This is a genomic window from Actinomadura sp. 6N118 (assembly GCF_044326415.1).
Classification (GTDB): domain Bacteria; phylum Actinomycetota; class Actinomycetes; order Streptosporangiales; family Streptosporangiaceae; genus Spirillospora.
In genome coordinates this window covers 277,234-300,294 of the sequence record NZ_JBIRAZ010000001.1, presented here as the reverse complement: position 1 = coordinate 300,294, position 23,061 = coordinate 277,234, and the positions used below count along the sequence as shown (strand labels likewise).

The following is a 23,061-nucleotide window of genomic DNA, read 5'->3' as shown; positions in this document are numbered from 1 at the left end:
GGGACGTCGGTGATCGATGCTTCGCTGATCCTCACCGATTCCATGAGGTCATTGAGCAAGGCGGCGCGTCGCACGAAGGTGTCGGGCTCACGGCCGGGGTGCGGTCCGGCCGTGAGTCCGGTGAACGGTGCCGCCGTCCACGTGCTGGTCGGCCGGTCAGGCGGGACGCCCCAGGTGGGTCAGCAGCGCGACGAACGGGTCGGCGGTCGCTGGGATGGGCAGCGGCTCGGCGAACAGGCCGGCGCGGCGCTGCTCGTCGCCGACACCGTGTTGTGCGTAGGCCCGGACGGTCTCGACGATCTCGGGATCGGCCCGGTATTCGATCCCGGGCCCGTGGGCGATGTCCCATCCGTGGATCAGCGATTCGAGCGGGCTGATGGAAGCGAGCGTCGTCCCGGTCGCCGGTCCGGTCAGGAAGGGAAACTGCCGTTGCATGACTTCGGGCTTACCGAAGGCCGCCAGGGAGCGTTCGGTCACCGCGCGGAACGCCGCGGCCGGGTCGGTGCCCAGGTGGTCGGTGTCGGCCTGGCGCTGGGCGTCGGCCTCGGCGGGGTCGAGAGTCTGGCCTTCGGCGACCTGGGTGATCAGCAGCAGGCCTCCGGTCAGATGGTTGGCGGCCTGTCGCACGGTCCAGCCGGTGCAGGCGCTGGGGGCGGCCCAACCGCTGGTGATCTGCTCGATCAGCGCGGCTGTGGCGTCGTGGCTGCGTTGCAGCAGCCGGAGAAGGTCGGTGCCGCCGGCCATGGCCCGGCGCAGGTCTTCGGCGTCGTAGATCAGTTCGCCTTTGACGATCCGGCCGTCGTGGATGTGCAGTAGTTCGGCGGCGGTGAGGGTGCCGGGCAGCGGGTCCATCTCCCAATCGATGATCGAGCAGACGAGGTCGTCGGTGGCGAACTGGTGCCGGACACCGAAGCGCCGGACCGCGGCGCCCGCCTGGCGGGCCATCGCCCGGTAGCCGTCGGCGTCGGTGAAGCCGGCGCCGGCGGCCAGCGGGACGTCGGTCATGTCGCCGGCGCGGTGGATCCATGCGTCGTAGTACCGCCCGGCGATGGCAAGGGCATCCATTGCAGGGCCGCCACGAACGCCAGCGTCACCGCCTCACGTTGCTCCACCACCTCGGCGGGGTCGAGCTCGTCCAGCAGTTAGCGGCGGGGCGTGGATCGGCTTTCAGGACGGCCATATCGTCCTCGAGGATCTGCCGGAGTAACGGCTCCACCTGGTCGATGTGTGGGCCCAGTGCCTCGCGTCCATCGGGTCGATGGTTCGACTAGGTGGTGGAGTCGCAGGATTGGTACTCCTTGGACGCGCGCCGCTCGGTGGTTTCGATGTACTCGGCGAGGGCTTGGCGGGAACGGGCGAGAGTGTCGATCTGCTCGTCCAGTCCACTTAGGCGTGCACGCAGACCGTCGAGAAGTTCGGGGCACGGCTCCAGTTCAGGGTCCGGCCCGGTCATGCACGGAAGCATGTAGGCGATGTCGTCGGTTGACAGTCCGGCTCCGAGCAGTCTTCTGATCTGGTTCACGCTCAGGACGGCGTCGTCGGCGTACTCGCGGTAGCCGCCCGTACTCCGGTTCGGCTTGAGCAGGCCCTGCGCCTCGTAGTAGCGCAGCTGATGCGTACGGACTCCGGTGCGCCGGCTCAGCTCCCCGATCAACACGTCAGTCTCCTCTTGACCTTCATACCGATGTGAACGTCCATGATCCTCACATCTGTTCCAACGCACTCAATGGGAGCCGAACTATGCCGAACCGCCAAGACAACCTCACGCCGGTGACGGTCATCGGCCTGGGCCTGATGGGGCAGGCACTGGCCCAGGCGTTCCTGCGCGCGGGACACCCGACGACCGTGTGGAACCGCACCGCGGCCAAGGCCGACCAGCTCGTCGCCCAGGGCGCCGAACTCGCCGACTCGGTCCAGGACGCCGTGGCCGCCGGCCCGCTGGTGATCATCTGCCTCACCGACCACGACGCCGTTCACAAGCTCGGCGAATCAATCGCCGACGTCCTTGACGGCAGGGTCCTGGTGAACCTGACCTCGGGCACCTCGCAGCAGGCGCGTGAGACCGCCCAGTGGGCGACGGGACACGGAGCCGTCTGCCTCGCCGGCACGATCATGGTCGTCCCCCAGCAGATCGGCACGGCCGAGTCGCTCATCCTCTACAGCGGCCCGCGCTCGGCCTTCGAGCTGCACCAAACGGCCCTGCGCAGCCTCGGTGACGCAGCGATGTACCTCAGCGCCGACCCCGGCCTGTCCTCGCTGTACGCCGGCGCCGGGGTGAGCCTGGTATGGAGCATTCTGAACGGCTTCCTGTACGGTGCAGCCCTCCTCGGTACGGCGGGCGTGGACGCCTCGACGTTCGACTCCTTCGCCCAGCAGTACATCGCGACCATGACCGGTTTGTTGTCCGGGTACGCCCAGCAGATCGATGAAGGCTCCTACCCGGCCCCCGACGCGACGATCGACACCCACCTGGCCGCGATGAACCTCCTCCTCCACGAAAGCGAAACCCTCGGAATCAACGCCGAGCTGCCGAACTTCTTCAAGACTCTGGCCGACCGCGCCGTCGCCCAGGGACACGGCAGCGACGGCTACGCCGCAATGATCGAACTGTTCCGCGAACCCCCGGCTCTGAAGCCATGACGGCCGACTCGACAACCTCGACCCCGGTTGATCCTGCTGGATACGGCGCTCAGGTTTTCGGCGCGAACAGCACGCGCGATTCGAGGTCGAGCCGCGTGATGGAGGCCTGGCCGGGTGGATTGATGTTGAGCGTCCAGTTGCCGAATCTGAGGACGGTGTGGGTGATGTGGACCACCTCCCACTCCCGGGTGATGAATCAGCTGAACAACGTGATGTAGGTGGTGAAGACGTGGTGGTGGACGCTCCCACCACGCACCTCGAAATCCGGTGTCCTCTTCGCTTCGTGATGAGCGGTGGCTCCTGCGGTGCGGTCAGCTTTTAAGATCACGACATGTCGATCCGGAAGCAGCTCGTACCTCCGAGGCCACTGGCAGTCGGTGATGTGGTCGCCGCTCATTCGCGAGATCTTGGAGAGTGGACGGCCGCACAGATCATCCGCATCAACGCCGATTCACAGACGGCGGCCGTGCTGGAGTTGGACTGGTCCGGGCCTGAGCCGTCCTCCGTGGCCGACCTCGGTGACGTCACGCCGCTCAAGCTCACCCACCACTCATGGAACGGGGCGCTGTCCTTCTGCAACCACGCATGGGTCCTGCCCCGCAGCCACAAAGTCGTCGGAGCGATGCGACTGCTCCACGACCGACCGGCGGACAGCTGGGCTTCGGCATGGAAACTTGGCGACCAACTCGCTCGACAACAACGGTGGGACCGTGGCGTCCGCGAGGACCCGGCCGCAACGTGGAAGGCGGAGTACACCGGCGAGACGGTCAACGAGTTCCTGAGCCGGCCGGCAGCCCCACGGCCGGAGGTCGCGCAGCTGACGATCAGGGACATCGACTCCCTCGACTGCGCTCAACTCGTCCAGCGGTTCCCCGAGGTGACCTGGCTCCGGCTCCACGGACGCCTGGGCCTGCTCCGCGCCGCGGGCGAGCTGAACCGGCTGGCCTCCCTCCGGGGGATCAGCGTCGTCGACCTGTTCGGAATGACCAAAGACGACCGACTTCGACCGCAGAGCGTGCCAGAGCTGGAGTCTGTCGACCTCCACGGCATCCCCGCCGACTATGCCTCGGCGATGCGCAGCACCTGGCGACCCGAGATCCCTGCAGGCGTCCATGTGTCCATCCTCCGAGCCCGCAAGCCCGAATGGGTCGAGGAGAACCGTAGCAACCCGCTGCGCGACTGGGACGGCCGCGAACAGATCAGCACCACCACCTACAAGAAGGCTGTCGCCCAGTACAAGACAACTCGCAAGGCGATCCTGCAGACCATCGCCGAAGAACCCGCTGACGGCCGATCAACGCTCCTGGAGGAGATCGGGCGTGCCTATGGAGAGACGTTCAACCAGCTTGACCACCGCACGGGCTTCATCGAGACCGTCGAACGCGAGGAACTCTTCGCAGCCCTCGACCACATCATCGACGAAGCCGAAGCGCTCCACGGCCCCGGCCTCGAAGACGCCCGCACCAGTCTCACCTCCGGTGTGGAGTCCGTCCGAGACTGGTAGCCCCATCGGGCGCCATCACGCCGACTTTCTGGACGGTATCGCTGGAGGTCGCTTCGGTGTCCAGAAGGTATACGTGTCCGAACGACGACCCCATTGATGACGGTGTGGGCGTCCGCGCGGACCTCGACGCGTGATCAGAAACCCCAGTTGCAGCTCGACACCCTCGAAGCCAGCGGCTACGACGAGCTGGTGATGGAGAAGGAGCCGGGCAAGGGCGGGGTGGCGCGGCCGGGTGGGAGGCGCTGGTGCGGCGCCCACAGGCCAGCGACACGCTCAAGTTCCACCGGTGGGGCCGCTCGGCCGGGCACGTGCTGACCACGGTCAACCAGCTGCGCGACCGCGGCATCATGGCCGTCACTTGACCGGGAACTTCGGCCTAGAGACCAAGGAAGGCCGGTTCATGTTCGCGGTCCTGGCACGGACGCCGAGCACGAGAACGAGTTGCGCGCCGAGCGCCAAGCCAAGCGCATCACCGCCGCCCAACGCCGCCAAGCCGAGGGCCGCATGGTTCTGATGATCACGATCGGCCGAACGGGATGCCAGTTGTGTGAGGTCGGCGTGGCGACAGGCTTGACACGGTGAACGGCTGTCTTCAGCCGGCGTGAAGGGGGATCTTGGTCACGCGGTCAGTGACGGGGGCGAGGCAGGTCGTCCTGCTGCAGGCGCCGTAGGAAACGATGACTTCACCCAACTCCCCCACGCGCCGGACGGGTAGGGAGATGGTGACTGGCCCGTCGGGATAGACCGGAAGGCGGGCGCCCCCCTGGGTCGCCAGGAAGATCGTTTGCCTGTCCGAGCTTGGTTTGCCGGTCGCGGTCAAACCCGCGCGCGTGGCCAACCGGGTCGGTACACCCAACCCGTCGATTCCGTCCAAGGGCAGGTCGAGGCTGTAGATGTGGAACCTTGGCCGGGTCGGGTGAAAAGTCACCTTTACCAGCTCCTTCGAAACGTCAATGGTGACTTTGACACCGGCCTCGGTGAACTGGACGGTCGTCTGCCGCGTGTTGCCTTGACTGCATCCAGTGAGGAGAAAGAGGAGAAGGAGAGCGGCGGACAGCGCCCGTGTCATTGATAACGCCGCAGGAAGGCGGCAACGCTATCGGCAGTCATTTCATCTGTGCTGTCAGCATTGCGATGCAGACCGTTACTTCCCGCGAAGCGAATCTCCCCGTCTGGCGAGAGAATCACGACCGCAGGAATGCCGGTGTCCTTAAGGGCCAACCCATACTTTTGGGCAAGGTCGAGACGGCGGTTGAACCTGCCGACATCGATGGTGACGACGTGGTAGGCGCCGATCAGGGGGCGAACAGTCCTGGTCCGGAGCAGATGCTGGAGGTCATTGCAATCGGGGCACCAGTCCGCCCCGAAATCCAGCAGCACCGGCAGCCTGTCAGCCTTGGCCTTCGCCGTGGCCGCGGCGATGTCGGCAGCCGCATTGCGCTTGGGATCGTACCCGTCCGGAAGCTTGGTCCTCGGATGCGCCGACACCTTTGTCTTCGTGGGTGAAGGGGCCGCAGGAGTCGAGGAGGGCGCATTCGCTGCCGGCTTTGCGGGCGTCTGCGTCTTCGTCGCGACCGCGCCACCACAGGCCGTAGTCGCAAAGAACGCGCCAGCGACAACGAGTGACCACTTAATGTGCATGAAGGGCTCCAAGATCCTGTAGCGGCCCAGAGAATAGCACCTTCTGACACTCGCGCTGACCCCTTTTTACGCCGACCACTGAAACGACCTGTGGCCAGTAGCGGACCGAGTTCGGCGAATCAGTTGCTCGCCCTCGCCGCTGCTCACATCCGTGGCCAAACTGCACTGCAGCGCCGACGGCTGCATGGTCAGCGACGTCCACGCCAAGTGCAGCGAGGAAGACATCCTCAAGGCGTTGGAGGAGGCGGACAAAGCCGCGTTCGACTGCCCGTTCAACTGGCGGAACGTCGATGTTCGAAGGTTGCACTATTCGGGGTGCCGTTAACGGACGTGCCACCAGCCGCAAGTGACGGTTGATCGGCCAGCTCAGCGGGGCGGCGTCGCGCGGCGGGGTCGGTTTCGGCGGTGATGCGGGCGGAGGCTTCTTCGCCGAGGCGGACGTAGACGCCGAGGCTGGCCAGGTGCTGGTGGCGGGATTTGGCTTGGAGTTCGGGTGCGGTCCGGCCGGCGGCGGTCAGGTGCTGGAGGGCGGAGTGCCGCAGTTGGTGGAGGGTCCAGCCGACGCCGTGCGGGTCGAGGGCGGCCGTGGCGGTCTTGAACAGGTATTCGGACCGTGGATAGGACAGACGGCCGCGTCCGGTGACGGGACAGATGTCGGCGGCCGCCGGAGCGCGCCGTCCTTGTGCAGGCGCGCAGCGATCGGCGAGGAACCGTGGTCCGCTGGTGCGGCCCTGCAGGAGGCGTGGCAGAAGTCGGGCGGTGCCGGTAGCCCAGTGGACGTGTTCGATGGCGCCGCCCTTGGAGATGATTCGGGCGCGCCGGAACTCGATGTCCAGGCACAGGAGTTCCTGGATGCGGGCGGCGCTCTCGTACGCAATGCGCCACAGGACGTGCTCACGCAGCGCGTGCCGGTCGTCTCCGAACAGCGAGTCAAGGCGGGTACGGGGGGATGGAACGGTCGGCGCGGCGGGCGGGCTTGCGGCGCTCCAGCCGGCGGGCGGGGTTGGTGTCCAGGAGGCCTTGTCGCTGGGCCCACGCGGTGAAGGAGGTGAGCGCGGACAGGTGCCGGTTCCAGGTGGCGGCCGCCGCGCCATCCCAGCGGCTCATCGTTGTGGCGTAGTGGTCGCAGTCCAGGGCGACGACGAGGTTGGCGGGGCTGAGCGGGCCGGCGACCTCAACGAGCCGGGTGAGGGTCTCGGCGTAGCTGGCGCGGGTCGTGGAGGTCTGGATGGAGTCCAGGAACCGGTCGACTGCCTCCGGGACGCCGACCATGCCGGGCCGACCGGGTAGCTGAGTCACGGGCACGAGACCTTCCGGCCGAGCGGATGTGACACATGACGTTACTGAGTCGATCGCGCGGCGCGAGTCAGCGACCTGGGCGTCACCGGCCCTCATTGGCCGTGTGTGACAGGTACGGCCATCGCGTTCTCTTCTCCTTCTGATCTTCGTCGATTCGAAGGATCACGCGATGGCCGCCGCGACGTACTCTACTATTTCAGTAGGAAAACTAGACTTTAGTCCCATGCCATGCGAGCATGACCGCGTGTCCTTGGGATGTGATCTCGTGGCGCGCCGCCACATAGATCTGCTGCGCGTGTGCAGTGCCCGCTGTTGGTAGCGGCCGCACACGCCTCGTCCGCTCCCCCACCTCGCCCAGCCAGGCGACCACGCGTCCCTTCGCCTCCATATGTCTCGTGACACCGCCGACATTTCAGCCTCACCCCCCTGTGAAGGAGCAAGTGTGCCCTCGTTCAGATCTCGATACCCGGCCGCTCACGAGCCCCTCCGCCCTGGAAACGCCATGGCCACGCGTAGCGTGCTGGTCTGCGCCGCGATGTTGGTGACGCTCGCACCCTCGGCAGCCGCCGAGGAGCGTGGCGACGTCGTCCTGCAGTGGTACGACACCACGGCCGACACGATCGCCACGGCGGGAGCGCCCACACAGTCCACCAACAGCCGTACCTGGGCGATCAGCTGGCTGGCGGCCGCCCGCGCCCTGCGCTCCACACCCGCCGCGAACCGGCGCGACTATCAGGACGCGGCGCTGGCGAGCGCGGTCCATACGTCCTTGGCTGCCCTCGTGCCCGCCCGCACCAAAGAACTGGACGCCGCACTGCGCCGCACGTTGGAACAGATTCCTGACGGCCCGTCCGAAGACAAGGGTGTCGCCGCAGGCCAAGCCCAGGCCCGCAGGGTGCTGGCATCCCGCGAGAACGACGGGCTCGACCCCGCTTCGGTCAACGCCCCGTACCCGACTCCCGAGCCCAAGCCCGGCATCTGGCAGCCCACACCGCCCGCTTACAGCCCTGCCCTCCAAGCGGGGAACCGCAAGGCTCGGCCTTTCCTGCTGGCCCGGCCGGACCAGTTCCGGCTCGGCCCGCCGTACGCCCTCGGCTCGGACCGCTACCGGGCCGACCTGGCCGAGGTGCGTACCTACGGCTCCGCCGACAGCACCTCACGGACACCTGAGCAGACCGAGACGGCCACCTTCTGGCTCGGTTCCTCCATGACCCTCTACACTCAGCCGCTCCGTGTCGCACTGGCGCGGTCACACCAGCGGCCGGCGGCGCAAGCGACGCTCGTGGCGCTGTTCCACGTCGCACTGGTGGACACCCAGATCGCCACCTCGGACACCAAGTACGCCTACCTGCGCTGGCGCCCCATCACCGCGATCCGGTCGGCTGAAATCGACGGCGACCCCGCGACGTCCCCCGAACCGAACTGGACGCCGCTGCACACCACCCCGGCGCATCCGGACTACCCGAGCGGCCACAACACCTACTCGGGCGCGGCCGAGCAGGTCCTCACGGCCCTCGTCGGCCCCCGGACCGCGCCGTTCGCCCTCACCAGCCCCACCGCACCTGATGTCACCCGCACCTACACCGCGTGGCGGACGCTGACACAGGAGAACGTCGACGCGAGGGTGTGGTCGGGAATCCACACCCGGTCCGCCGACACCGCCGGCGTCGACCTCGGCCGTCGCGTCGCGCAGCACACCCTCCGCCACGCCGGTCGGCTGTTCCGGTAATGGCCACGGACCCGGATCTTGGCTCTGACCAGCGCACCGCCGGGACTCGTCCCCATCCCCACCGGCCGACATTCTGAGGGAGACCGTCGTGACCGAGATCCTGCCGAACCAGGCGCTGGACCCCGCACGGTTCCGCCAGGCCCTCGCCCTGCACGCCGCCGGAGTCGTCGTCATCACCGCATCGTCCGGCGGCACACCGGTCGGGCTGACCGCGACCTCCTTCTCCTCCGTCAGCCTGGAGCCGCCACTGGTGTCCTTCTACGTGGACCGTTCCTCCACCACATGGTCCGCACTGCGCGCCGCCGACCGCTTCGCCGTCAACATCCTGGCAGGCGGCCAGGCCGGCCTGGCCACCCGCTTCGCCCGGCGGGGCATCGACCGGTTCGCCCCGCCCACCGCTTGGCATCCCGACGCCCACGGCACACCAATCCTCGACGGCGTCTGCGCCCACCTGTCCTGCACTCCGCACACCACCCTCGACATCGGTGACCACATCCTCGTCGTCGGCCTGGTGACCGGCGCCGACCTGCTGACCGACGGCCGCCCACTGCTCTATCAACGCGGCCGGTTCGGCCGTTTCCTGCCCCATGACTGAGGCCTCGGCCAAGGCCGGTGCGCCCCCGACCGTCCGTCGATCACAGCCGACCCGTTCGCGTCGTCTGACTTGAGCCGATGTCCCGAAGGAATCTCTCGCGACCCCTCCGGCGGCTGGCGCGCTGCGGCGGACTCGGCCTCAGCGGGCGATGTCGATCGCGCTGGTGAGCGCTCCGGCCACCTGGGGCGCGACCCGGTCGGCCCACGCGTCGAGGAGCTCTTCCGCCTCAGGGAGCTGCGATTCGAGCAGGACCGCACCAGGAGTGGGGACGTGCGCTCCCAGCTCCACAAGAAGCGGGCGCAGATGCACCTCCACGGCAAGTGCATGCTTGGCATCCCCCATCACCATCAATGGCAATGCGACCGTTGAGGCCAGGGCTCCGGCAGGCAGGCGATCAAGAAACGCCTTCAGCAGGCCCGTATAGGTCCCCTTGTAGGTCGGGCTGGCCACGACCAGCACGTCTGCGCCGCTGACCAGTTCCAACGTCAACTCAACCGCGGCGGACGGAGTAGCCACCAGGAGATAGGGCGCCACAGCGGACAGATCGACGGTCTCGGCGGCCACCGGCTGCCCGATCCGGGCGGCGATGGCCTGTGCAGCCTGGAGCGCCACCCGGTGCGTACGTGACTGCGCTCGTGGATTCCCCACCAGCGCGACGATGCTCGTACCGATCAACCGTCCTCCTCCACGTCGTCTGGATGGGCGTCGGACAGTCGCCCGAACCACCGGCAGGAGCCCCACCGACGATGGGGCTCCTGCCGTGGCCGTCTCCAGAAAAACTCACAGCTGGGAAGAATTCACAGCGGTCGGCAGCCCGGCTGCCCGCCATGCCTGGAAACCGCCGGCGACGTCGGTCGCCCGGGTCAGCCCGAGATCGTGCAGGGAGGCTGCGGCAAGACTGGAGGTGTAACCCTCCGAACAGAGCAGGATGATCCGCAGGTCATAGCCGGTGGCCTGAGGCAGGCGGGCCTCGCAGGCGGGGTCCAGGCGCCATTCCAGTACGTTGCGTTCCACAATGAGCGCCCCGGGCGTCTCCCCCTCGGCCGCTCGCTGCGCCGCTGGACGGATGTCGACCAGCACCGCGCCCTCCCGCGCTTCGGCGTAGGCCCGTTCGGGCTGCAGCCGGTCCAGCCGGCTGCGCGCCTCGGCCAGGATCTCCTCGATGGACTGCGCCCCGGCAGGACGATCCGTCACCACTGCTCGGCCCGTTCCACGGCGAGCCGGACCAGCCCGGACTCGGTGAGGTCGTACCGGTTCATGACGGTCAAGGCCGGTGAGTACACGTGGACGCTCACCGCGGGCGCGTGCGAGGTGTTGCGCACCTCGTGGACGTAGTCGGGGCCGAACGCGCGGGTCTGCCCGGTGGTGAGCCGTCGTGTGGCGGTCAGGTCGTACTCCTCCAACTCACCGAGCGCGACCGCGAACGCGCCGCGCGAGCCGCCGTGGTCGTGCAGCCCCGTCGTCTGGCCGGGCAGCCAGCTGATCAGCCAGATCTCGTGGTCATCGTCGCGGTGCAGGCGTTCGTACCAGCGGCCCTCGGGGCTCAGCCGTACCCGCCGCAGCCATTGGTCGGGGGCGGCGGCCAGCGCACCGGCCGTTTCGGCCAGCCGGGACACCACAGGCGTGGTCGTGCTCACGGTCATCTGATTCGGGTTCCTCTCCTTGTCGCTTCACCTCGGCCGGACGCAAGGCTCAGCGACACAGGCCGCTCGCCTGCCGCCCGAAGTCGACGTGCAGGCGCGACCACAGAGATAGACCCAGGTTCATGGAGATCAGCATGGACCCTAATCCCTATCGAGTCAATCTGAATAGTAGAGATATCCGAAAGCTGCACGTGCGCGGGGTTCATGTGGCGGGGTCGAGGAGGGGCGCCGAGCCCCGCGCGCGCAGTTCGGGGAGGACACCTTCGCCGAACCAGTACGCCTCCTCGAGATGCGGATAGCCGGAGAAGATGAACTCCTCGATGCCCAGCTCCGCGTATTCCTCGATCCGGTCGGCGACCTCGGCGTGGCTGCCGACGAGGGCGGTGCCGGCGCCGCCGCGGACCAGGCCGACCCCGGCCCACAGGTTGGGATGGATCTCCAGTGTGCGGGTGCCCGTGCCGCCGCGGCGATAGCCGTCGTGCAGCGCGCGCATGCGCTGCTGGCCCACCGAGTCGCTGGCGGCCAAGGCCTGCTGGGCTTTGGCGATGGCGGCCGGGTCGAGGCTGTTCAGCAGCCGGTCCGCCTCGCGCCACGCCTCCGCGGAGGTGTCCCGGCTGATGGTGTGCAACCGGATGCCGAAACGCAGGGCCCGGCCGTGCTCGTCGGCGAGCCGGCGGATGTGGGCGATCTTGGCGGCGACCTGACCGGGTGGCTCACCCCAGGTGAGGTAGACATCGGCGTGGCGGGCCGCGACGGGGCCGGCGGCATCGGAGGAGCCGCCGAAGTAGACCGGGGGGACGGGCTCGGGCGGCTGCCGGACGGTGGCACCCTCGACCTGGAAGTGCTTGCCGGTGAAGTCGAAGGGCTCGGTGCCCCAGGCGCCGCGCACGATGGACAGGAACTCGTCGGTGCGCGCGTACCGCTCATCGTGGTCGAGGTGGTCGCCGAAGCGACGCTGCTCGGTGGTCTCACCGCCGGTGACCACGTTGAGCGCGAGCCGGCCGCCGGAGATCCGCTGGTAGGTCCCGGCCATCTGGGCGGCCAGGGTCGGCGAGACCAGCCCGGGACGGAACGCGACCAGGAACTTCAGCCGCCGGGTCTCACGGATCAGCGCCGCGGTCACCAGCCAGGCGTCCTCGCACCAGGTGCCCGTCGGGGTGAGCACGGCCTCGAAGCCGAGTTGCTCAGCGGTGCGCGCGATCTGTGCGAGGTAGTCGATGTGGGGTTCGCGGAAGCGGTCGGCGCTGCCCGCGCGTTCGTCCGGCAGGCCCACGCCCTTGGGGATGCTGTGACCCCCGCCGATCAGGGTCCGGCCGTCGCCGGTGGTGGGCAGGAACCAGTGGAATCGCAGTGTCATCGTGGTGCTCTCCTCACTGTGCCGCGACGGCCAGGTCGTTGAAGCGCCGGTCGAAGAAGTCGGTGATCTCGACCTTTCCGGGGATCAGGCCGACCCCGGAGAAGGAGTCCGCGATCTGCTGCTCGGAGGTGACCACGGAGTCGTCGATCGGGACGATCTCGGCGAGGCGGCGGTCCACGGCACGCCGGGCCACGGGCTCGGGCAGCCGGGTCTCCTTCGCCCAGAGTGCGGCCCAGTCGGCAGGGTGGCTGTTGGACCACTGAACAGCGCGCTGGTAGCGGGCCAGGAAGTCCTTGAGCGCGGCCGCCCGGCCGTTGTCCTTCAAGGTGTCCTTGGAGGTGACCTGGAAACCGTAGCCGTTGGTGTAGCCACGGCCGTCGGCCAGGATGCGGGCGCCGTTCTGGATCTCGGCCTGCGCGGTGTAGGGCTCCCAGGTGGCCCAGGCGTCCACGCGTCCGCCGGTGAGCGCTGCGAGCGCGTCGGAGGGCTGGAGGTACTGCGGCTGGATGTCGTCGAAGCCCAGGCCGTTCTTCTTGAGCACCGACAGCAGGTGATAGTTGGCCGAGCTGCCCTTGGCGACGGCGACCTTCTTGCCCTTGAGCTCGGCCGGTGAGCGCAGTGGCGAACCCTTGGGCACCACGACCGCCTGCCCGGTCAGGCGCTGCGAGACGGCGCCCACGATGACGATCTGGGCCTTGGACGCCGCCGCGAACACCGGTGGGGTGTTGCCAACGGAGCCGAAGTCGACGGCACCGGCGTTGATGCCCTCCAGGATCGGCGGACCGGAGGTGAACAGCGACCACTTGATCTTGTAGGTGAGGCCGTCCAGCTGGCCGGCGGCGGTCAGCAGCGACTGGACGCTGGCGCCCTTCTGGTCACCCACCCGCAACGTCACCTCACCGGGCCGGGATGCCTCGTCGTCCGATGCGCACGCCGTGGTGACCGCCGTGAGCAGTCCGAGGAGCAGGAGCATGGCGCCGTGTCGTCTGGTCATGATGTTCCTTCGAGGCTGACGCCGAGCTGGCCGAGCAGGGTGGAACGGAGCTCGACGAGGTCGGGATGGTCACGCCCGCGGGGCCGCCGCAAGCCGATCGTGGACTCGTGGGCGATCCGGCCCTCGTCCAGGATCACGACACGATCGGCGAGCAGCAGCGCCTCATCCACGTCGTGCGTGACCAGCAGCACGCCGGGACGGTGCCGGGCCCACAGGTCAAGGACGAGGCGATGCACGTTGATCCGCGTCAGTGCGTCGAGTGCGCTGAAGGGCTCGTCGAGCAGCAGCAGGTCGGGGTTGCGTACCAGGGCTCGGGCGAGCGAGACGCGCTGGGCCTCGCCCCCCGACAGGGTCAGCGGCCACACGTCGCTGTGGTCGGTCAAGGCCACCTCTGCCAGCGCCTCCTCGGCGGCGCGGACGGGATCGGGTACCCGCAGGCCGAGCGTCACGTTGTCCAGAACGCGCTTCCAAGGGACCAGACGGGGCTCCTGGAAGGCGACCGCCACCGTGCCGTCGACGTCCAGGTCACCCGTGATGTCCCGGTCCAACCCGGCGAGTACTCGCAGCAGCGTGGACTTGCCCGAGCCGCTGCGGCCCAGCAGGGCGACGAATTCGCCGCGTTCGATGTCCAGATCCACGCCGCCGAGCACGGTGCGCGGGCCGAACCGCTTGGTCAATCCCCGGGTCCGGGCCACCGTCCCCGCGCCCGCAGTCCCGGCTTCGGTCTCGGCGTCGGTCAGGTTCCCAGCAGTCCGCGTCGCCATGACAACGCCCTCCTCTCCAGAAGCCGCACCAGCGCGTCAGTGGCCAGCCCGAGCGCCGCGTACATGAGCAGGCCGAGCACGACGATGTCGATGCGCAGGAACTCACGGGCATCGTTGATCATGAATCCGAGGCCCTTGCTGGCGTTGATCTGCTCGGCGACGATGAGCGCCAGCCAGGCGACCCCCAGGCTCTGGCGCAGTCCCACCAGCGTCTGCGGCAGGGCTCCGGGCAGGACGATGTGGCGGATCAGCGCCGCCCGGCCGAGCCGCAGCACCTTCCCGACCTCCGCGAGCTTGGCGTCCACACCGCGGATGCCGGCGTAGGTGTTGAGATAGATCGGAAAGAGCACACCGAAGGCCACGAGGATCACTTTGGGTGTCTCCCCGATACCGAACCAGAGGATGAGCAGGGGGATCAGCCCGAACAGCGGCAGGGCGCGCAACATCTGCAGCGGCGGATCGACGACGCCCTCGCCCGCGCGGCTCAGGCCGGCGAGCAGGGCCAGCGTCAGGCCCGCCCCCGCTCCGGCGAGGAACCCCAGGACCGCCCGCCGCAGGGAGACGGTGACCGCCTCGACGAGTGTGCCATCGGCTGTCAGGGTCACGGCGGCGTCGGCGACCGTCGCCGGCGAGGGCAGAAGCCGCTCGGGCAGGACGCCCGCGCTGCTGGCCGCCTGCCACAGGATCAGAAGGACCAGCGGGCTGATCGTGCGCAGCCCGATCCCGCGGGGCCGCGGGAGAGAGGGTAGTCGCGGGCGCGCCCGGGAGGCCGGGCGCGCGAGATCGACGGAAGAGGTGGACATGGAGGGCGAGCCCTTCGTAAGAAGCCGGTCGAACGTGAGGACCTGGTCGGCGGGATGTCGCCGCGGAGGTGACCGATCGGACGGTCATGGCGGCGGATGGGTCACGGCGAGTCGTTGACGCGGTCGGTGACGCGAGTCGGTGACGCGGAGGAACCTGGAACCAGCGAGGTCGGTCCCGCGCGATGGTGGGAGACGTCAGCGCGGACAGAGGGCGCTGGCCTGCAGCCGCAGATCGACGTGCAGGCGCGCGATAAGGGTGACGAAGGGACGCACAGCAACCACTCTGAAGGACAATTCCTACTAAGTCAACAGGAATAGTGGGATATCGAGTCCGGCAAGGTGGCCAGATGAGCCACGGCTACGACGTCGGTCCTGCGCTGGACATCTCCGGTCATGGTGTTCCAGGTAGAAGTGTGGCGACGAGGCCGTCGGCGTGCGCCTCGACCCATTGGGGCTCGACCACTGCACGGAGGCCGAGGAGTTCGACCTCGGCGCCTACCGCGTAGGGCAGGGAGGCCGCCCCGACCAGCACGTGGTGGATGACCTCGGCCGGCAAAGGGGCGGCGATGCCCGCGCTGCGCAGGCGGGACCAGGCGGCGGTGACCACCTCGTGGAGGGGCCGGATGTGCTGGCCGGTGAGCCACTGGAGGCGGTCCGTCGGCGTGTAGCCCTCATGGATCATGATCCGGTTGAGCTCGGGGTGCCGGGCGGCGAAGCGGACGAATCGCCGGATGGCGTCGGCGAACCGCTCGGCCAGTTCGGCAGCTGTTAGCGCCGCGATCGTCTGGGGATCGAGTCCGACGCCGTCCAGCTCGGCGTGCAGAAGCCCGAAGAGGTGGTCGGCGGCGGCGCGCCAGAGCGCCTCCTTGGAGGCGAAGTGGTAGTTGATCTGCGGCTGATGAGCGCCGACGCGCGCCGCGATCGCTCGCGTCGACGCGCCGTCAAATCCCCGGGCCGCGAATTCCTGCACCGCCGCTTCGACGAGCTCCTGGCGGATGACGGGCCGGTGCGCCCGCCGTCTGCGGGGGCCCGGGTGCGTCGTCATGACGGAGAGTCTACGCTATTATCGATCGATAATAACTCCGCCCAAACAGAGGAGGTCGAGCCGCAATGCTGCTACCACTGGCGTCGGAGCCGTTCGAGGTCCCCACCGACCGCGACATGCTCCCCTCGGAGCGACGAACGTTCGTACGCACCCACCGCACCTGCGTCTTCGGCTACCCCCGGCTCAAAGACGGCCCGGCCATGTCGATCGTGTACTACGTGCCCACCGACGACGAACTGCTCGTCTCGACGATGGCCGGGCGCGGCAAAGCACGCGCCGTCGACCGCAACGGCAAAGTCAGCATCTGCGTCCTCGACGAGCGCTGGCCCTTCGCCTACCTCCAGGTGTACGCCGACGCCGTGATCGAGCGTGACCCCGGCCTGGTGGTCGACGTGATGATGGCGGTCGCCGGCCGCATGTCAGGCGAGCCGCTCGGCGACGAGGCCCGCCCGTTCGTCGAGTCGATGGCCGCTGAGGAAGACCGGGTCGTCGTCCGCTGCCGCCCGTACGCGACGTTCGCCCAACCGCCACGTCACCTGCACAGCAACGACCAGGAAGAGAAGATCACCCACTGGGTGTCGGGCACCGTCCCCTGGGACACGCCGGACCCGTCCTGATCGCGGCCCGCAGGCCAGGTTGCAGGTCCTTGGCTCTCTACGTCTGCGACCAGGGGAGATCCGGTGATGCCCAAGCGCACGGTCCTGCGCGTGGCCATGTCCTGACTCTCGACAACGATCTCGGCGAGCTCGCCGGGCGTAGACGTCCTGATCGAGGACGATCGGATCGTCGCCGTCGCCGCGACGGTGGACGCTGACGACGCCGAGGTCGTCGATGTCCGTGGGCATGTCGCCATGCCCGGGTTCGTGGCCCTTGATCGCACGGCCTTGACCTGGAGGAGGGGCGGGCTTTACCCGGCTTTGGTGCTTTGGTGCCATGGGGCCCCGGAATACCTACGGGGTGGGTACCGGATAGGTGGCGATATGGGGGTTTCCCCCCTCCCCCTTGGGAGTCGCCCGAGGCACGCTCGTTGAAAGCCGAGCTCCATGCACCCGGCGTCAACCGAGAGTCCGAACCATGTGCCAGCACCAGCCAGCCTGCCCGTCCGCCAGCGCTTCCGATCACGACGCGGCGCGCCTCGTCGCCTACCACCCCGAACAGGGATGGGGCCTGCTCTGCAACGGGGTCGTGCTCTTCGATGACAGCGGCGAACTGATGCCCGACGGCCGGGCCGTCCCGGCTCCCCGGGCCGCCGAGCCCGTGGGCGTCGTTTAGGTCTCTTTCTCAAAGCCCTGCATCGATACGACCTGCAATGACCGAGGGGGATGGACGTTGTGAACCGTGAAGACATTCCGCGGCTCCATAGGGACCGGCTGGCGCCGTTCCATGCCGAGGCGAAGCCGGTTGATCCTTTCCATACCGAGACGGGGCCGTTCCCTATGGAGCCGTTCGAGGCAAGTGGGGCGACGTTCGGCACTGAGCGCTTTCCGCTCTGGGGCGAGGTCGCGACGCTGATGGTGACCGACCTCGACCGGCTGCGAGTCGCCCGCCGGGCCGTCGACCAGGTGTTCGCCGACATCGACGCCGCCTGCGGCGTGCACCGCGGCGAATCCGATCTCGCCCGGGTCCACGCCGGGGCCGGCCGGCCTGTCCGGGTCGGCACCACGTTCCACGCGTTGCTCTGGACCGCCTTGCACGCGGCAGAGGTGACCGGGGGCCTGGCAGATCCCATCGCGAGCGGCCCGCACGGAGCCTGGCGGTCGATCGTGATCGACGAGCCGCAGGGCACCGTGACGCTGCCCCCGGGGACGACCATGGACCTGTGGCCCATGGCGACGGCGTTCGCCGCCGACCGGGCCGCGGAGCTCGCTGCCGGCCAGGCACAATGCGGGGTTTTCGTCTCCATCGCCAAGAATGTCGGGGTTGCCGGGCCGGTTCCCGCCACGGGCTGGCCGGCACGGGTGACCAACGGCCACTACGACGTCGTGGTCAGCCACGACGTCGTACTGCGAGCCACTGGCGGCATGGCCACCCGCAACCTGGCCGTACCGCAGCGCAGGGCGATCGACGGACGGGACGTCCCGCACGTCGTCGACCCGCGTCCGGGCCACCATGTGCGCGGCCCCTGGCGCACGGTCTCGGTCACGGCCGGGAGCTGCGTCGACGCCGGCACGGCCGGCGCCGCGGCCCTCGCCTCCGGGCATGACGCCGTCGACTGGCTGAGGTCCGTGGGGCTGCCCGCCCGCCTGGTGCACGCCGACGACTGGGTGCAGACGGTCGGGAACTGGCCCGCGGACCCCGCCTCCCCGGTCTGAGAGCCCCGCGCGGTCGCCACACGCTCGACCCCGGCTGGGCCCGTCCGCCGGCCAATTGCTCAGCCGGGTGACACTTCCCCGTCCTCGAGTGCGTAGGCGACCGCGCGGTCCAGTTCGAGCCGCGCCCCGGAACGCCGGGCTGCGGCGTACGCCTGGGGGCCCAGCTCCTGGCGCGCCCCGGCCTCGCAGTCCCGGTGCGAGTCCGCGAGGAACTGCAACTCGACCGGTGGGGTGTCGATGGTCTGCCACAGCCTGCCGGTCGCGCCCATCAGCCGGGCGCACCGTTCGTGCCGCCCGTTCCTGGCGGCGGCCCAGGCGAGGGCCTCCAAGCACATGAGCAGGCCCCAGCGGTCGCTGACAATGCCGAGGATCCGGCCCGCCCGGCGCATACTGGCCTCGCACCCATCCGGATCGCTCTGCCGCCAGGCGACGAACCCCAGCGCGAGCAGCGCGTACGCCTGGAAGAGCGGGGCCTCGTGGGTCTCGGTCAGCGTGAGCAGCTCCTTGCCGAGGTCGGCGGACACCTCCGGGCTCTCGGCCACGCCGACCGACGTCGAGTAGTACAGGTTGACTCCTACGGCGGAAAGGTCGCCTACGGCCTGGAGCCGGGTGCGCGCCTCCCGCATCAGCTCGAGCCCGCGTCCGCTGTCGCCCGACGCCAGCGCGATCATGCCGGAGGTCTGAACGGCGAACGCCGAGGCCGTCGCGTTCCCGGTTCGTTCCGCGAACGTCCGGCACTCGTCCGCCCACTGTGTCGCGGCGGGGAGATCGTCTTGGTGGAGGGCGAACAAGGCGCCAGCCCACAGGGCCTTCGCGCGGCTGGTGCCGGTGCGCGGCCCCAGCGCCAGGCCGCGTTCCACCCAGTGCCGTCCCTCGCTGATCGCGCCGTCGATGAGGAAGTGCCCCCACAGCGCGAACGCGATCTCCAGCCCCGCCGAGGGGTCGCCGCGCTTGAAGCACAGGTCGAGCGCCACCCGCAGGTTGGGGAGCTCCGTCCGCACCGTCTGGACGCGGTCGAGCTGGTCGGGCGCCAGCGCGTCGATCCGGTTCCCGATGGCCAGGCGCAGGAAGTGGTCGCGGAATCGCTCGTACAGTGCCTGCTCGTCGTAGGGGGAATGCTCGGCGGCGAACATCAGCTGCTCGCGCCCGTAGGCGCGGATGCTCTCCAGCATGCTGAAGCGGACCGCGTGGTCAGTTCGTTCCGTGAACACGATGGACTTGTCGATCAGCCCGGCGAGCAGCTCGAACACGTCCTCGGGCGCGATCCCGTCGCCCGCGCACACCGCCTCGGCGGTGTCCAGATCCACCCCGCCGGGGAAGATCGACAACCGCGCCCACATGAGCCGTTCCTGGGGCGAGCACAGCCCATAGCTCCAGTCCATGGTCGCGCGCAGGGTCTCGTGGTGCGGCGGCGCCGAACCTCCGGCCAGGGACAGGTCGTGCCCCGCCAGCACATCGAAGCGATCATCGAGCTTGTGTACGAGCTCGTCCAGGGGCATCGTGCGCAGCCGCGCCGCAGCCAGCTCGATGGCCAGCGGGAGTCCCTCCAGGCGCCGGGACAGCCGGGCGACCACGGGGGCGTTCGCCGCGTCCACGGCGAATCCCGGCCGCACCTCGGCCGCCCGTTCGGCGAACAGGCGCACCGCCTCACTCCGCGCGATGTCGCCGACGGCCGCGCCGGCCTGCGGGACGGGGAGCTGGGGCACCGCCAGGACGTACTCGCCCGGGACGCCCAGCCGCTGCCGGCTGGTGACGAGGATCCGCAGCCGCGGGGCGCCCCGCAGCAGCCGGTCCGCCAGGTCGGCGCACGCCTGCAGCAGGTGCTCGCAGTTGTCCAGGATGAGCAGCATGCGCTTGTCTGTCAAGTGATCCACCAGGACCGGCATGGCCTGCCGCCCGCTGTGCCGGAGCCGGAGGGCGGAGGCGACGGCCGATTCGAGGAGGGCGCCGTCCTCCAGGGCGGCCAGCTCCACGAACTCCACCCCGCCCGGGAACCACCCCCGCAAGGTGCGGGCGGCCCGCCGGGCCAGCCGGGTCTTGCCGACCCCGCCCGCGCCGGTCAACGTCAGCAGCCGCGTCTTGGGCAACATCCGGCGCAGCTCGGCCATCTCCGGTCCACGTCCGATGAGCTCGGACAGGCCGAACGGCCGCCCGTTCGCCATCATTTCTTTGTAAGCAGACTCGTTGTAAGCAGACATTTCGGCTCATCGCCTCGGCTCATCAACCAGGTGGTGCCTCCTCCCCGGGCATCCCCGGGGTCGCTCGGGCCTGACGGGGCTGTTGGCGGCGGCGGGAGGCGGAACGGGGAGGGTCGTCTGGGGAGGGCTGATCTCCCACCCAGGCTGCGATCTGGGCTCGGGAACGGAAACCGAGCTTGTTCATGATGTGTTCGATGTGGCCCTCGACGGTGCGCTGGGCGATCACGGCCGCCGCCGCGATCTCCTTGTTGCTCATCCCCTGCGCGACAAGCCCGGCGATCTCGGTCTCCCGCGGGGTCAGTGGCGAGGAGGTCGCGCCAGACCGGGATCCGGCGCCCTGCCTGGCCCCGGCGGCCGGCGCCGTCCGTTCCTCCAGGGCGTAGGCGAGCGCGTCGTCGTACGGCAGGCCCGCGCCGCGCTGGAAGGCCTCGTCGAACGCCGCCGGGCCGAGGGCCTCGCGGGTCTGGGCCTCGCACTCGTCGTGGAAGTGCACCAGATGCCCGTACCCGGACAGCGGAGCGCCGATCGCCTCCCAGGCGGTCGCCACGATCCCCAGCAACCGGGCCGCTCTCGGGTACTGCCCCTCGGTGGCGGCGATCCAGGCCAGCACCTCCAGGTTCACCCCGATGCCGAGCGGGTCGTCGAGGGAACGGTTGAACCGCAGGCTTTCCTGCTCCATCTCGGTCGCGCGCCGCGCGTCGCCCTGCCGCCAGATCTCGATCCCCAGGGCCATCTGGGCGTACGCCTTGTGCCAGCCCTCCCCGTGGGCCTCGCACACGGCGATGCCCTCCTCGCCGACGGCGATGGCGCGCGCCGAGTCGCCGAGGAAGGAGTGGGCGAGGGAGAGCCGGATGAGCGCCAGCGCCAGGCCCACCGGGTCCCCGGTGGAGCGGTGGCGGTCCACGGCCTCCCCGTAGAGGGCGATCGCCTTCTCGGGCTCCTGGGCGTACATGGCGATCATCCCGGAGAAGACGGCCACGTAGCCGAGGACCGACTCCGCCCCCAGTTCCTGGCCCAGGGCCTTGCTCTCCTCCAGCATCGCCGCGGCCTTCGCGGGTTCGGCCTGGATGATGGCGAGCCAGCTGTTGGCCCACAGCGCCCGGGCTCGGACCTCACCGCGTTCGGTACAGGCCACCAGGCTCCGGTCCAGCCAGCGGCGCCCCTCGGCCAGGAAGTAACTGGTGATCCAGTGGTAGAGCAGATCGGCGGCCATGCCCGCCCCGACCGGCGCGTCCGCCGGCCTGGTGAAGCAGTTGGCCAGCGCGGTACGCAGGTTGGCGTGCTCAAGCTGAAGCCTGGCGAGCCAGCTGACCTGTTCAGGCCCGAACAGCCGGAGGCGGGCCTCGGCCGCCAGCCGCCGGTAATAGTCGCGGTGCCGCCGCACGAGCTCCTCAGTCTGGCCCGACTCGGCGAGGCGCTCGCGGCCGTACTGCCGGATGGTCTCCAGCAGCCGGTACCGGACCGTGGTCGGGTGCTCCTCCCGGGTCAGGATCGACTTCTCCACCAGGCCGATGACCAGGTCGACGATCTCCTCCTGGGCGATCCCGTCGCCGGCGCAGACCGCCTCGGCCGCCTCCAGGTCGAGGCCGCCGCTGAAGACCGAGGCGCGCGCCCACAGCAGGCGTTCCGGCTCGGTGCACAGGGCGTGGCTCCAGTCGATCAGCGCCCGCAGCGTCTGGTGCCGGGGCAGCACCGCCCGTGACCCGGCGGTCAGCAGCCGGAAACGATCGTCCAGCCGGTCCAGCAGTTGCCAGACCGACAACACCCGCAGCCGCACCGCCGCCAGCTCGATGCCCAGCGGGAGGCCGTCGAGCCGCCGGCAGATCAGCTCCACCGCCTCCCGGTTGTCCTCGGTGAGCCTGAACTCGGGCAGCACGGCCTGGGCGCGCTCGGTGAACAGCTGCACCGCGTCCGACAACGCCGCGCCGTGCGGCCCCGAGTCCGGCAGCGGCAGCGTCGGCACGGGGAACGTCTGCTCGCCGGCGACTCCCAGCACGTGCCGGCTGGTGGCCAGGATCCGCAGGTCAGGGGCTGCGCGCAGCAGCGTCTCCGCCAGGACGGCGCACTCGTGCAGCAGGTGCTCGCAGTTGTCCAGGACGAGCAAGGTCTGCTTGCCGTCCAGATGTTCGATCAGGACGTCCATCGGCGGCCGGTTCGAGTGGTCGCGGATCTCCAGGCTCTCCAGGACCGTCGGGACGAGCAGCTCCGGCTTCTCAAGATCGGCCAGCTGGACCAGCCATACCCCGTCCGCGAAGGACCGCTCCATGATCGTCGCCACCCGGATGGCGAGCCTGGTCTTGCCGACGCCCCCCACGCCCATCAGGGTCACCGTGCGCGAGGCGGAGAGCATTCGCCGGACCTCGGCAACCTCGTGCCGGCGTCCCACGAAACTCGTCACCTCGGCCGGGAGCCTGGACACCTGCCGCCGTCTCGAGGTGCTCGATGTCGCTACAGCCATATATGCCTCGCGCCACGATCACCACGTGTCTGGACCGCACCAAACACAGCCACCCTATGCCCCGGCACGCTCCCCGTGC

General features: G+C 69.3%; 23 protein-coding genes. 7 read left to right on the top strand and 16 right to left on the bottom strand.

The annotated features are described in order from the left end of the window. Positions 1-156 precede the first annotated feature (156 nt). Both ACH34W_RS01310 and ACH34W_RS01305 read right to left on the bottom strand, forming a co-directional pair. A complete protein-coding gene (locus tag ACH34W_RS01310) occupies positions 157-1,065 on the bottom strand; it encodes a TIGR03086 family metal-binding protein (protein ID WP_395958775.1) in 909 nt (302 codons plus the stop codon). Between the two features lie 202 nt (positions 1,066-1,267). Next, complete coding sequence (locus ACH34W_RS01305; protein WP_395958774.1) at positions 1,268-1,657, bottom strand: MerR family transcriptional regulator; 390 nt, start codon at positions 1,655-1,657, stop codon at positions 1,268-1,270. Between the two features lie 83 nt (positions 1,658-1,740). Between ACH34W_RS01305 and ACH34W_RS01300 the strand changes: the two genes are divergently transcribed. Next, positions 1,741-2,640 carry an NAD(P)-dependent oxidoreductase gene (locus tag ACH34W_RS01300; protein WP_395958773.1) on the top strand — a complete coding sequence of 300 codons (900 nt, stop codon included), beginning with the start codon at positions 1,741-1,743 and terminating at the stop codon, positions 2,638-2,640. Positions 2,641-2,689: 49 nt separating this feature from the next. Here the strand turns inward: ACH34W_RS01300 and ACH34W_RS01295 are convergent, their stop codons facing one another. Continuing rightward, positions 2,690-2,815, bottom strand: a complete 126-nt coding sequence (locus tag ACH34W_RS01295; protein ID WP_395958772.1) for a hypothetical protein — start codon at positions 2,813-2,815, stop codon at positions 2,690-2,692. Positions 2,816-2,971: 156 nt separating this feature from the next. Between ACH34W_RS01295 and ACH34W_RS01290 the strand changes: the two genes are divergently transcribed. Next, positions 2,972-4,144: a hypothetical protein gene (locus ACH34W_RS01290; RefSeq protein ID WP_395958771.1), complete on the top strand. Its 1,173-nt coding sequence runs from the start codon at positions 2,972-2,974 to the stop codon at positions 4,142-4,144. Between the two features lie 592 nt (positions 4,145-4,736). On the opposite strand, the gene ACH34W_RS01285 is transcribed toward ACH34W_RS01290, so the two are convergent. The 3 genes from ACH34W_RS01285 to ACH34W_RS01275 form a co-directional block, all read right to left on the bottom strand. Next, the gene (locus ACH34W_RS01285; RefSeq protein ID WP_395958770.1) at positions 4,737-5,213 is read right to left on the bottom strand and encodes a hypothetical protein; all 477 of its coding nucleotides are present in this window, start codon (positions 5,211-5,213) and stop codon (positions 4,737-4,739) included. Then, a complete protein-coding gene (locus tag ACH34W_RS01280; protein ID WP_395958769.1) occupies positions 5,210-5,632 on the bottom strand; it encodes a thioredoxin family protein in 423 nt (140 codons plus the stop codon). Before ACH34W_RS01280 ends, ACH34W_RS01285 begins: the two co-directional genes overlap by 4 nt. 1,083 nt (positions 5,633-6,715) lie before the next feature. Next, positions 6,716-7,084 carry a site-specific integrase gene (locus tag ACH34W_RS01275; RefSeq protein WP_395958768.1) on the bottom strand — a complete coding sequence of 123 codons (369 nt, stop codon included), beginning with the start codon at positions 7,082-7,084 and terminating at the stop codon, positions 6,716-6,718. Between the two features lie 502 nt (positions 7,085-7,586). On the opposite strand from ACH34W_RS01275, the gene ACH34W_RS01270 reads away from it, so the two are divergent. Beyond that, complete coding sequence (locus ACH34W_RS01270; protein ID WP_395958767.1) at positions 7,587-8,813, top strand: vanadium-dependent haloperoxidase; 1,227 nt, start codon at positions 7,587-7,589, stop codon at positions 8,811-8,813. An 88-nt stretch (positions 8,814-8,901) separates the two neighbouring features. Continuing rightward, positions 8,902-9,408, top strand: coding sequence for a flavin reductase family protein (locus ACH34W_RS01265; RefSeq protein ID WP_395958766.1), 507 nt, complete (start codon positions 8,902-8,904; stop codon positions 9,406-9,408). Positions 9,409-9,546: 138 nt separating this feature from the next. Here ACH34W_RS01265 and ACH34W_RS01260 read toward each other — a convergent pair whose 3' ends face one another. From ACH34W_RS01260 to ACH34W_RS01225, 8 genes are all read right to left on the bottom strand, one after another. Continuing rightward, a complete protein-coding gene (locus ACH34W_RS01260) occupies positions 9,547-10,083 on the bottom strand; it encodes an NAD(P)H-dependent oxidoreductase (protein ID WP_395958765.1) in 537 nt (178 codons plus the stop codon). A gap of 105 nt (positions 10,084-10,188) precedes the next feature. Further along, on the bottom strand, positions 10,189-10,602 hold the full coding sequence (locus tag ACH34W_RS01255; RefSeq protein WP_395958764.1) for a rhodanese-like domain-containing protein: 414 nt from the start codon (positions 10,600-10,602) through the stop codon (positions 10,189-10,191). Next, entirely contained in the window at positions 10,599-11,051 is a 453-nt protein-coding gene (locus ACH34W_RS01250) for a cysteine dioxygenase (RefSeq protein WP_395958763.1), read from the bottom strand. The genes ACH34W_RS01255 and ACH34W_RS01250 overlap by 4 nt, the downstream gene beginning before the upstream one ends. Before the next feature lie 202 nt (positions 11,052-11,253). Then, complete coding sequence (locus ACH34W_RS01245) at positions 11,254-12,408, bottom strand: LLM class flavin-dependent oxidoreductase (protein ID WP_395958762.1); 1,155 nt, start codon at positions 12,406-12,408, stop codon at positions 11,254-11,256. Positions 12,409-12,421: 13 nt separating this feature from the next. Continuing rightward, positions 12,422-13,402: an ABC transporter substrate-binding protein gene (locus tag ACH34W_RS01240; RefSeq protein ID WP_395958761.1), complete on the bottom strand. Its 981-nt coding sequence runs from the start codon at positions 13,400-13,402 to the stop codon at positions 12,422-12,424. Further along, positions 13,399-14,166, bottom strand: coding sequence for an ABC transporter ATP-binding protein (locus tag ACH34W_RS01235; protein WP_395958760.1), 768 nt, complete (start codon positions 14,164-14,166; stop codon positions 13,399-13,401). The genes ACH34W_RS01240 and ACH34W_RS01235 overlap by 4 nt, the downstream gene beginning before the upstream one ends. After that, complete coding sequence (locus ACH34W_RS01230) at positions 14,139-14,969, bottom strand: ABC transporter permease (protein ID WP_395958759.1); 831 nt, start codon at positions 14,967-14,969, stop codon at positions 14,139-14,141. Before ACH34W_RS01230 ends, ACH34W_RS01235 begins: the two co-directional genes overlap by 28 nt. Before the next feature lie 391 nt (positions 14,970-15,360). Then, a complete protein-coding gene (locus tag ACH34W_RS01225) occupies positions 15,361-16,014 on the bottom strand; it encodes a TetR/AcrR family transcriptional regulator (RefSeq protein ID WP_395958758.1) in 654 nt (217 codons plus the stop codon). 65 nt (positions 16,015-16,079) lie between these two features. Between ACH34W_RS01225 and ACH34W_RS01220 the strand changes: the two genes are divergently transcribed. The 3 genes from ACH34W_RS01220 (at position 16,080) to ACH34W_RS01210 (ending at position 18,326) form a co-directional block, all read left to right on the top strand. Then, entirely contained in the window at positions 16,080-16,631 is a 552-nt protein-coding gene (locus ACH34W_RS01220) for a pyridoxamine 5'-phosphate oxidase family protein (RefSeq protein ID WP_395958757.1), read from the top strand. Positions 16,632-17,088: 457 nt separating this feature from the next. Next, positions 17,089-17,286: a DUF5999 family protein gene (locus ACH34W_RS01215; RefSeq protein WP_395958756.1), complete on the top strand. Its 198-nt coding sequence runs from the start codon at positions 17,089-17,091 to the stop codon at positions 17,284-17,286. Between the two features lie 164 nt (positions 17,287-17,450). Continuing rightward, positions 17,451-18,326, top strand: coding sequence for an FAD:protein FMN transferase (locus tag ACH34W_RS01210; protein ID WP_395958755.1), 876 nt, complete (start codon positions 17,451-17,453; stop codon positions 18,324-18,326). Between the two features lie 59 nt (positions 18,327-18,385). Here the strand turns inward: ACH34W_RS01210 and ACH34W_RS01205 are convergent, their stop codons facing one another. Together ACH34W_RS01205 and ACH34W_RS01200 are read right to left on the bottom strand one after the other, a co-directional pair. Continuing rightward, complete coding sequence (locus ACH34W_RS01205; protein ID WP_395958754.1) at positions 18,386-20,524, bottom strand: ATP-binding protein; 2,139 nt, start codon at positions 20,522-20,524, stop codon at positions 18,386-18,388. 22 nt (positions 20,525-20,546) lie between these two features. Continuing rightward, on the bottom strand, positions 20,547-22,943 hold the full coding sequence (locus tag ACH34W_RS01200) for an ATP-binding protein (protein WP_395958753.1): 2,397 nt from the start codon (positions 22,941-22,943) through the stop codon (positions 20,547-20,549). Between the last annotated feature and the right edge of the window lie 118 nt (positions 22,944-23,061).